This window comes from Rhizobium sp. 21-4511-3d, from assembly GCF_053522545.1.
On the sequence record NZ_JBNWCF010000004.1, the window covers coordinates 384,516 to 395,210 of the forward strand.

The 10,695-nt window shown below is 57.6% G+C and carries 9 protein-coding genes; 3 read left to right on the plus strand and 6 right to left on the minus strand.

The genetic code is table 11. From position 1 onward, the window contains the following. Positions 1-75: 75 nt before the first annotated feature. The 3 genes from ACQZ5H_RS12610 to ACQZ5H_RS12620 all read left to right on the plus strand — a co-directional run bounded on the left by ACQZ5H_RS12610 (position 76) and on the right by ACQZ5H_RS12620 (position 3,488). Complete coding sequence (locus ACQZ5H_RS12610; protein ID WP_449097903.1) at positions 76-1,995, plus strand: ABC transporter ATP-binding protein; 1,920 nt, start codon at positions 76-78, stop codon at positions 1,993-1,995. A 315-nt stretch (positions 1,996-2,310) separates the two neighbouring features. Then, the gene (locus tag ACQZ5H_RS12615; RefSeq protein ID WP_449097904.1) at positions 2,311-2,682 is read left to right on the plus strand and encodes a hypothetical protein; all 372 of its coding nucleotides are present in this window, start codon (positions 2,311-2,313) and stop codon (positions 2,680-2,682) included. Positions 2,683-3,122: 440 nt separating this feature from the next. Continuing rightward, positions 3,123-3,488 (plus strand): hypothetical protein, encoded by a 366-nt coding sequence (locus ACQZ5H_RS12620; protein ID WP_449097905.1) that lies wholly within the window; start codon positions 3,123-3,125, stop codon positions 3,486-3,488. A gap of 16 nt (positions 3,489-3,504) precedes the next feature. Here ACQZ5H_RS12620 and ACQZ5H_RS12625 read toward each other — a convergent pair whose 3' ends face one another. The 6 genes from ACQZ5H_RS12625 to ACQZ5H_RS12650 all read right to left on the minus strand — a co-directional run. Further along, complete coding sequence (locus ACQZ5H_RS12625) at positions 3,505-4,821, minus strand: hypothetical protein (protein ID WP_449097906.1); 1,317 nt, start codon at positions 4,819-4,821, stop codon at positions 3,505-3,507. A gap of 1,024 nt (positions 4,822-5,845) precedes the next feature. Then, positions 5,846-6,406, minus strand: coding sequence for a nucleotidyltransferase domain-containing protein (locus ACQZ5H_RS12630; protein ID WP_449097907.1), 561 nt, complete (start codon positions 6,404-6,406; stop codon positions 5,846-5,848). Positions 6,407-6,771: 365 nt separating this feature from the next. Beyond that, positions 6,772-8,649 carry an AAA family ATPase gene (locus ACQZ5H_RS12635; RefSeq protein ID WP_449097908.1) on the minus strand — a complete coding sequence of 626 codons (1,878 nt, stop codon included), beginning with the start codon at positions 8,647-8,649 and terminating at the stop codon, positions 6,772-6,774. Then, positions 8,646-9,275, minus strand: a complete 630-nt coding sequence (locus tag ACQZ5H_RS12640; protein ID WP_449097909.1) for a hypothetical protein — start codon at positions 9,273-9,275, stop codon at positions 8,646-8,648. Before ACQZ5H_RS12640 ends, ACQZ5H_RS12635 begins: the two co-directional genes overlap by 4 nt. Before the next feature lie 216 nt (positions 9,276-9,491). Beyond that, on the minus strand, positions 9,492-9,947 hold the full coding sequence (locus ACQZ5H_RS12645; RefSeq protein WP_449097910.1) for a hypothetical protein: 456 nt from the start codon (positions 9,945-9,947) through the stop codon (positions 9,492-9,494). Further along, positions 9,944-10,695 (minus strand): 5'-methylthioadenosine/S-adenosylhomocysteine nucleosidase family protein (locus tag ACQZ5H_RS12650; RefSeq protein WP_449097911.1); only part of this gene is annotated, 752 nt, incomplete at its 5' end. The genes ACQZ5H_RS12645 and ACQZ5H_RS12650, both read right to left, overlap by 4 nt.

Here is a 10,695-nt window from a genome sequence, read left to right on the forward strand (position 1 = left end):
CCTTCTCCCCAGCGGGGAGAAAGGAAATAAAACGAAATGCCGGCCACTACAAGAAATGGCCGCGGGAGGAATGGCATGGCCGAGGAGATGGAAACCGAGCGTCCGGATCCGCGCGAAGACGGCAGGCGGCCGCCGCGGGCGGTGGTCGGGTCGCATCGTGTCGAGGAAGAGATGTTCGGCAAGGCCTTCGACGGCAATATCGTCAAGCGCATCTGGGCTTTCGTTCATCCCTATCGCGACAAGATCGTCTGGTCTGTCGTCGCCGTGCTCACCTTCACGGCAATGCAGCTGACAATCCCGCTGATCATCCGCTATGCCATCGACCACGGCATGCAGCCGGGCAGCAATTCCTCGGCGCTGACCTGGGCGATCGTCGCCTTCCTCTGCGCCATCCTCGTCAACTATGCCGCAAGCTATGCGCAGGAAACGCTGGTCGGCGGCGTCGCCGAAAACGTGCTCTTCGACATGCGCAAGGCGATGTTCTCGCATCTGCAGCGCGTCTCGCTCTCCTTCATGGACAAGACGGAAGTCGGCCGCCTGATGTCGCGCCTGCAGGGCGACGTCAACTCGATGCAGGAATTCCTGGAAACCTCGGTTCTCTCGGTCGGCGACATCGCCCTGCTCTTCGGCATCGTCTTCGTGATGCTCTATCTCGACTTCAAGCTCGGCCTGCTGACGCTCTCCGTCCTCCCCGTGCTCTTTGTCGTGCGCCTGTTCTGGCTGCCGCTCGCCCGCAAATCCTTCATGGCCGCGCACGAGACGAACTCGGTGGCGGCCGGTGCGCTCGCCGAAGCCATTCATGGTGTCCGCGCCGTCCAGAGCATGGACCGCCAGGGCGTCAACTTCACCCTCTACGACGACAAGGCGCATGCCAACCTGCTGACCCACCTGACGGCAGCGCGCTATGCGCAGGTCATGGTGCCGATCGTCGATAGCCTGACGGGTGTCGCCATGGCGCTGGTCATCGTCGTCGGCGGTGCGCGGGTGCTCAACCAGGCGCTCGACGTCGGCGTGCTCGTCGCCTTCCTCTTCTATATCCAGCGCTTCTTCGACCCGATCCGCTCGCTGACGCTGCAATATTCCGTCATGCAGCGCGCCATGGCATCCGGCCAGCGGCTGACCGAAGTTCTCGACGTGCCTGTCGATATCAAGGATGCGCCTGACGCCAAGGTGCTGTCGAAGGACATGGACGGTTCGGTCGAGTTCCGCGACGTCGTCTTCGGCTACAATCCGAAGCATCCGGTGCTGAAACACGTCAGCTTCCGGGTAAACCCGGGCGAGACTGTCGCGCTGGTCGGGCCGACCGGCTCCGGCAAATCCAGCTGCATGTCGCTCATCCACCGTTTCTACGATGTGCAGCAAGGCCAGGTCGTCGTCGGCGGCCATGATGTGCGCGAGCTGACGCAGGATTCGCTCGGCGACCAGATCGCCATGGTGCTGCAGGAGCCGTTCCTCTTCACCGGCACCGTCTTCGAAAACATCCGCTATCACAAGACCAAGGCGACGCGCGAGCAAGTGATCGAGGCGGCCAAGGCCGTCGGCGCGCATGATTTCATCATGCGGCTGCCGCAGGGCTATGACAGCATGCTCGGCGAACGCGGCGGCAACCTGTCGCTTGGGCAGCGCCAACTGCTCTCCTTCGCCCGCGCGCTGGTGGCGGACGCGAAGATCCTCGTTCTCGACGAAGCCACAGCGAATATCGACAGCTATACCGAGATGCTGATCCAGAAGGCGCTGGTAAAGCTTCTCGAAAACCGCACCGGCCTCGTCATCGCCCACCGCCTTGCCACCATCCGCGAAGCCGACCGCATCATCGTGCTGCAGAACGGCGAGCTGATCGAGAGCGGCAATCACAATCAGCTGATGAAGAACGGCAAGCTCTATTCGCGGCTCTACAATCTTAACTACGCTTCCTTTGACGATATCCCGGAAGAGGTGCTTGAGGAGACCGCCTCGAATAATTCGGCGACCTATATAGGGCGACACTCGACTTGACACTGCGACACTAAAGACGACATTTTTGCCCCTTGCCACTCAAGTAGCTTCCGCTTCAAGCCTAAGTGTGCGCACCTTCTTGATCGGAACTTATCCCGCACTTTGCCTCTGAAGCGTCCCCAGACCAGCGATCGGACAATGAGATCGACCTCAGGCGATCGCCGCATCCACGGGTGCAAAGCGGGAGAACACCACCACGCGGCCGGCAAGTTCGCTGTTGACAGGGACCACGCTCGGATGCTGATCACCAGCAACACGAAGCTCTTGACCAACCCTAACAATGGACCGAGCATTTTGAGGTGACAGGAGAGCGCGATGAATAACGAAGACGTCAGCATGAAAACCAATCCAATCGGAGTCTTTGATGCAGTCCGATCGAGGAGAGAAGCAATCATCGAGATGATGGGAGGGCGTCCCGAGTTGAGCGCTTTACCGCCTCATGCCTTGGTCGATACACTGACGGTGATCGCCTTTGATAATGTCTGCGCAGGCACGCTGAGCGACGTTCACCTTCATGGACCAGACATTCGGCCACAAAAGTTATGGGATGCCGTGACCGCACAGATTACCCGTGCGCAGGTTTTCGCAGAAGATGATCGTCTGGACTTGATCAACGATGCGTTGGGTCGCGGACACGATCTGGCGAGCGGGACGATCAGCATTCGGGAGGCGTGGTTCCAAGGCTGAGGTTTAGTAGACCTGACCCAAGCGATTGGTCTGCGGATCGATCCTCGCCCTACTCGAATGATGCCGATCTCCATGAGGTTCGATTCCACACGTTGTTTGCACCATCTGCTCTTCATCCGTGAGGGCCCGCGTCGCCGCGACGATTTCCAAACAAAGGAGATTCAGCTAGCGAGTGGCAGGATCAATCTTGGGGAGGTCTGGTATACAGATTGGTTGGAGCCTCGGGCGCTCGAGGCGCCTGACACCGGAAGCCAGTCATTTGGAAACGGCTCGTCGCCTTGGAGAAGAACCATAGTAGCTGACCAGTTGATGGACGACCGAAAATTTCAGCCAACTTCGCAGTCCCATGATTAAGGCGCCCATTTTAAATGTGAGCCAAGGCGAGAGGCTCGCCGGCGGTCCGAACAGGCATTTCTCACTTGCAGTTCCTGCAGACATGCTTGGAGTACATCCAGGAGGAACCGCTCATGAGAAACGCTCGAACCGACTTCTACAAATGCATGGAATTCGTGGCTTGGCTAAACGATGCCGGAGAACCCGTCGACTTTGTCAATGATCGATTCAACAGTCATTACTTGATGAGAGATGTCGAGACCAATGAGACTTGGGTCTCTGAGCGCACGATCGCCGAAGAGGGCGTCGGGTTCTTCTCGTTATCGGACATCGAGAGGATAGGCTTCACTACAGCCGAGTACCAGGCAATGCTTCGGTTCATTTTCGAAAGTGCCGAGTACGAATGCGTCACGAGCGAAGAGGAGCTAGACAAGCTAATGTCGCCGGGGCTGCCCGCCCTCGGTTGGCGTTAATTTTGAATCTCAAAGGTCATGCCGCTGTAGACCTCGTAGACGTGGGATCTGCAATCTCGCAATGGCGCGCGTGACGCCTTGCCATCGCGGCGAGGCGGGGAATCTTCACAAAGCCGCTAGATACCAACTCGCGTATCGGCCCTTTGAAGGGGCCGGTTTGCATAGCCACAAGAAGCTTGTAGGCGTCTCGTTCATTGATCCCGCGCTGAAATAGGTGATCGCCTTTTATAAGAAGTGCTGCCAAGCGATCTTCCTCCATATCGACCGCGGTATCGATCTTGCTAGCAATCATATCGAGAATTGGCCGGTAGATCCCGGCGGCATTCGATTGCGGTATCACGTCGTGATACCAGAACTTGTGGACGATAGCCCGGATTGTTAATTTGAAAGCATCTTCTGCATCGCGTATTTCATCCCGGCCAAATTCATTCGTCAGCCCTCTAAGGAACCATTGCGGATGGAGTGGGCTCCTATCATCAACCGCGGGTGCATTTTCTATGGCCGCCGCGAGCGCGGCGTCCAGGCGCTTCAGGGTCGCATCGGACGATGATCGCGTGATCTCGGCGTTTGAAGCGATCAACTGCAACAAATAGTAGTGTCTGGCATCAAAAACCTTCGGACGTTCCATGGCCTTCTTGAAAACCAGCTCAATAATTTCACCTGGATGATTTGCCACCAGACCGCATAGGAAAGCTCTAGCATTAGCCGCCTGAGTTCGGTTGTCGGACGCCTGATTTTCCGCGGCCTTGACAAGATTGTCGATCAAACGTGGCCACCCCGGCTGCTCGACCAGCAGAAATTCCTCTCCCACGATTTCAGCAACCGCAAGGCTATCCGAAGCCGGAAAGAAGTTGTCGTGGCCCAAGGCCGCCATCAATCTCGTAATCGCCATATCGGCAGGAGCAAGTTGCGCGGCTAGGAAATGCTCAACTGCCGTGCGAAGAATGTACTTAGCGTCGGCCTCGGATGGATTGACCTCGGTAGGGTGTGCCGCTTGATGACGGAAGGTCGAAATGCGGGCTAGCGCGTTCAAGCGATCGCGGTCCAGGAGTTTATTTTCGATAAGCTCATCCACGAGACGGGTTTCATACCCCTTGTTTTTATCGCGGAGTTCCTCGACCGTTTTCGTAATGCCTTTCGCCACGGACGAGATTTCAGAGAGATCCGCAACGAGCCTTCGTAGGGTATCGTGAACCGCGTTGGACGACATGATAATGCAGGCCCGGTATGCCTTCGCGTGGTAGCACCGTACGGCTTCCGCAACGTATTGAACGTTGTCATCACCAACAACCCGTTGGTGCAGTTCGTCTACCGTAAGGTGATCAAGTTCCATTTTCGCCCGGTCGCGCTAAGAGGCCCGGAGGCCGTTCAGCGCACTACTAAACAGGGCTGGTGAATAGAAGGTTATCCCACCCGGCAATGTATTCCCGAGATGATTCTGATGAGGAACGTTCTTACTTGAATCTTACCCGGTTAAAGGCATCGGCGGCGAAAGCAAAGACAGTCGACGCGGGGCTGATCCAGGCATCGGCGCAGGCCCGCGATCTAGCGATGTAGTCCCTGCTCCGTCGCCTGGACAACGGGTACGCGTTAACGTGATGCAGCCAGTTCCGCTCGCCGGGAAGAGGCTACCAAGCTTGCGGGCCGCCCCTCTATAAACTCGCGGCATATTAAAGGGACTTGTAAAGGATGCATGCACCTGCGGCCGCGGCCCCAGATAGCAGCGAACCGATAATGACGCCGAGGATTTAACAATAGGGCATCGCGGGCATTAGCTCCAAGATGCAAACGAAAATGAAAAAGCATACCAGTTGGCCGGCGACCGAAGACGCGACCGAGCCCGACCGTAGGTTCAGCACGCATTGGCCCGTCCGGATCATATTCTGCGGTGTCAGCGACAGAGTCTGAAGCCTGAGCATGCAGCGCCAGCCGAGCCACCATGCGGAAGACAATGGAGCGATGTTGAACGTGCGGTCTTCGTTAACGGTGCTGATCAGCACAACGGGCGTACCGAGGTAAAGGATCGCGGGTCCGATGGCGACATGTGAAATGGTCAGGGTTTCTCGTTTGGATCGTTGAGACCTTTGTTCGGGCCTGCGTCCAGAGGAGAAGACACCCGGTTCTTTCGAGAGCGATTGGCCGGGCTTGAATTAATATGGTCAAAGACCCGAGCTTGCTGTCGTAGGCATGAATGACAAGCCTGCCGGGGTAAAACCTCAACGAACACATTAATGTTCCCTGGCACAGAACATTAACAAATAAGCCTATGATATTCGCAAGTTGGCACACTTTTCTAAAGAAGAAAACGCGGGGAAGATCGATGCAGCTCAAGCAGAATCACAGGCTGCCCAGGTACCTTAAGATTTATCCCAGATCACGATCCGTGGCGCCTTCATGATTGCGTCAACAACTCGGTTATCCTCCAGGCGCTCCCACTCCAAGGCAGTGTAAAGATTCAGATCGACGACCCTGCCAAATGCCTGCTGCATCCGCTGTATCGGTTCGCCCAGCTCGAAAATGTCCATATCTCCGACAACGATGAGATCAACATCGCTGTTGGCTCGTTCCCGTCCCGCAGCTATCGAACCAAAGATGAAGGCCACGGTTATACGATCACGATGCGCGGCGAGTTCTTCGCGAACGACCTCCGCGATTCCAAACGTCTTTACGCAGATGGAATGCAGCTCGACGAAGATCGGGTTGTCCGGATCTATCCTGTAGACCACCTGATTTCCGCGGACGGATCTTCGCACAATACCCGAGCTTTTGAGTCCTTCGATCACCCGGCGCCCGGCTCCGGTCCCATTTCCTCCGATTGAGACAAGTTCGTTGGTGCCGTACCACCGATCCGGATGTAGTAGCAATGCAGCCAGCATCTTCTGCTGACGCTTGGAAAACATGAAATCTGCCGTTGACATCTGCTAGTCCCAGATTTGGACCGACCGAACCCATAACGAGATCGCTCGCTCCTGCGGCCTTTTCAGGTTAACGGTTGTTCACTCGCCGTTTCGGCAGCCTCTGGAGTCCTTCCAAGAAACCGGCTAGCGAAATGTCCAGGAGAACTGCCTGCAGGTCTGCCAAGGACATCAAGATAGCTTGGGCGTCGTCCACCGCTATCAGACTGGGTCTTCCCTCCAATGCGCCGCAGGTGATCATGAACAGTCTGGACCTGGCTTCGCGCACATTGAGTGCCTGACCACATTCCTTCGAAATGAAGGCGCGAAACGCCGTACCTCTGTCTTCGTGGGGAAGCTTCCGTAGGAGGCTCAGGTCCTTGCTCCATCTACTCCGCATGGACCGTGCTCCTCTGTGCGAACATCGCGGCCACGCGCTCGCCCGCGAGCCGTCCCTCCACATCGAGCAAGCCGGCGAGCTGGTCGATGAAGGACAAGTTGTTGCGTATCACTGCTTTAGCGCGCTCGAACTGCTGCGTCAGCATTTCCTCGACCCGCCGATTTACGTCAGGCATGGAGCGTCTGATCTGCTCGAGATCCATCTCGTCCCCGGCATCTAAATAGTTGAGTCCCCCCATACCGAGCTGGGCGATCATGGTCGTGGCGATGTCGGCAGCTCTGTTCAGGTCCGTGCCCCGGCCTCCCCCGGCGCCTTCCAGATGCGTGCCGAAGACTTCGACCTCTGCTGCCATGCCGGCGAGCTGGACGACAATGCTGTTCCTGTAGAACTCGCTCGTAGGAAGGCGCGCCTCCCGCTCGAAGATTGCACCGCCTCCGATGCGAAGCCTTGCCGGCACCTCGTCCATGACGACCACACCGCTCAGGCGTCCAACGTCCAATGCCAGGATCGCGGCGGCGTGACCGGCTTCGTGGACGCAGACCCTCCTCCGCATTTCTCCCGCGATCCGTTCGGCCTGCGGCAGGCAAGACAAGACGTCTTCCAGCCGAAGGGGACGGTCGCTCGTTCGCGACCTGCGCCGGGCGTCGGCCGCTAGCTGTCCGATGTCCGCTCCGGTACACCCGGCCGTCGCCGCGACAATACGGTCGGTGCCAGTTTCGTCTAATGCGTCGCCTATGTGGAACCGGATTATTCCCTTGCGGGCGGCGGCGTCGGGGAGCGATAGTCTGAAGTGGCGGCCAAGTCGCCCAGGGCGCAGCAGCGCGCTATCGATCCTTTCAGGGTTGTTGCAGGCACCTACGACCACGACGCCTTCGCGCCGGTGTGCGCCATCGAGGCATTCCAAAAGGCCCGCGACGACTTCGGTGGTGTACTGCGCGTTCGGGCCTGAGAACTTGGATCGGTCACCGATGCTGTCGAATTCGTCGATCAGGAGGACAGCGGGGGCCCGGTCGGTTGCCTTCTTAAAAGATGCACGCATCGCAGAGAGCAGATCGCCAAGGTGTCCCGTCGACTGCCACTGCGCCAGAGATGCATCTATGAAGGTGCAGCCACAGCTTTTCGCCAAGGCACGTGCGAACAACGTCTTGCCCACCCCAGGCGGCCCACTGAGCAGCGCGGCCGCGTCGAGATCCGTCCAAGGGAGTTCGCCTCTCTTCCATGCGGCAAGTTCGGCGACGAGAGTTCCCGCCCAGGCGGCTGCGTCTCCATATCCCGCGAGCGCTTCGACCGGCGGGACGCCTCGATCGATTTTGGCTTCATGCGCGGCCGCCAACCTGAGGAGGACGTCTTTGGCCGACCGGCCCGGCCGCGCTGCTGCCAGCACGTCCGCGATGGGATACGACGCCATGGAATTGGCGTCTTTCAGCGCAAGCTCCTCTCTCTCGACAATTCGAAACGCGAGGGTCAGAACATTCGCGTCGATCCGCCGGATCGGGATAACGGCATCAGCCGCCGCGACGACGAATGGGGGCACGGTCTCGGGACGATCAAGCAAAATAATCAACCTCCTGCTTGTTCGCAAATAGACCTGAACTGGCGAGTAATCCGGCCCGCCCCTGGTCCGCGTCACAGGCTCGGCCAAGTCCACGTCGTGCAACACAGGCTCGTCGCGGATCAACGTGAGGTAGGCGCTCTGAAGATCCTTTCTAAGATCCGCTGGCACCACGAGCGCGAGCGTAAAGGGCCGACCGGAGAAGACAGGCGGGTGATTAAACAAGGTTTCGCGAAGAGCAAGCACACATGCGGTTCTAGCCAGTGCGGTCGCCGAGGCAGCGACCTCCGACATTGCTCGAGGATTTCGGCTCATGATCTGCTCCTCGCCGGCTTGACGACTGTGTGCGGGGCGATCGGCTCGGCATCTAGGTCCACCGTGATCCAACGGTGCAGGACGAGTGACGAGAGACCCGCGACCGGGCTGACCTCTCTGAAGATTGGCAGGCATTCCGCCACCGTGGCAGAGCCCTCCTGCTCCAAAGCCGCGAGGAGCCGAATTCGATCACCTAAAGGAGTCTGGTATGAAGAGTACCGCAGGAGATCCTTGGCATTCTGCAGCCGGTAGCCCTGCCGGATCTCGGACATTGTGACGAAACGGTGCCGCATCCTGCGGCACGCCGCCGCTTCGGTGACTTCCGGATCTCCGGCTCCCTCCGCCGCATGCAAGAATTCCTCTCGGCCATCCCTGTATGTCGCCAGGAAATCTGGAGGAGGCCCCTTCCAGCCGATATCAAGGAGTACGTCATCCATGCCGTAGGGCCGGCAGCACCAGGCGACGACTTCTTCGTCAACGTCGAGCAGGCAGCCCAGGTCTCGCGCGAGCTGGCTTCTGTAGTGGGAAGGACTCGAGCATCTGATTTCACCATAAGGGCGGAAACGCGCTGGAGGATTGCAGACGTCGTTCGAGGCCATACGGCCTTCTTCATTCAAAGGACTCATCACCGAAACTCCACAACAATACTGGTCGACGCCGCGGCGCGCGGTCAGTCAGCGTTGTCGTTGTTGTCGATGAATCCTTTTCATAAGCGGAACAAATAAAGAACCAGAAGACGGGCGTCAAGGCCCCCCATCACAGGTTTCGGCAGCCCTTTTAGCAGACGGAGTTACACGGCAACCGCTTTCCGTCAACGCGTTCATACGCACATGATAGTCTTCTCAACCTTTAGCCACCATTGAGAGCGCGACCATCGCTGTGATGCTGCCGGTCATAATGCACGCGAGAAATGCAGCACGGTAAAGCGTCTTAAACCGAATCATTCCCGGTGCGTGGCGGGAGGATTGTGCAGGTGGGCAGATTTCGGCTGGCAGTCCGAGCGCTCTCCAGAAGCGTTCGTAAGCGACCTCTCCCAAGCCCACGAGATATCGCGATCGATCATCGATCATCCAAAACAGCGCTGCGAGAGCCGCCAGGGAGATGCCTGCAAGGGCGAGAAGAAGTAACAGTTTTGCCTGCAGAAGATAGCCCATGATTGAGCCGAGACCCGCCGTGATGATCAAGAAGGTCTTGAACATATCCTGACGTTGTCCCGAGTGGTATTCGAACCATTTCGACGAGATTTCCAAGCCCACCTGGGCGTTTTCGTTCTCTAATTCACTCGACATATCGATCAACCCCTTTTTTCGAGCAGGTGATGAACGAATGCAGAGACAAAACGCGCCGAAATGATGGAGCCGTTAACGTGATGTTCATCGCCCTTGTTGTGGTCGGCAAGATCGACGACACATTTGGCACCGAAGAATGCTGGGCGCTCGGCCGAGATGTCGCACGCTCGGTAAATGGAATGCATCTCCATATCAATGGCGGCCATTTTCCGTTGCTGCTCACTAATTGTCTTCACCCTTTCTGGATCTGCTATCACGGCCGATCCAGAAGCGAACGGTCCGATTACGATCTCATGATGCCTGGTCTTAGGATCGGGAAACGTGTTTTCCTTGAACTGCAAACCAAGCTTGTCTTTCGCAACGAACAATTCCAACTCGTCAAGGACAGGGGGGTGGAGATGGACTTGATAAGGCTCCATCTTGAAGTCGTCGACGCTCCACTTTCCTGCTTGATATTCCCAGGCAAAATTGCCCGCGACGAGCGTTCCAATTTCGGAGTGGCCAGCAACTCCGGCGCAAATTCCAGACATGGCGACCACCTTCGGCGAAAACATATTGATCGCCTTGCTCGCTATGATCGCGGCGTCGACCAGTCCCACACGAGACATCTTGATACAAAGGCCCTTATGCTCACCGATCTGGAGATTTGTGCAGTTCAGTGTTGATTTCCACTGAGAGCTGACCCGGCGCAGCGTAATATTTCCATTGAGAATTGACCCATGTTTCAACCGTCCCTCGCATGTTTTCAGCGGGGGCT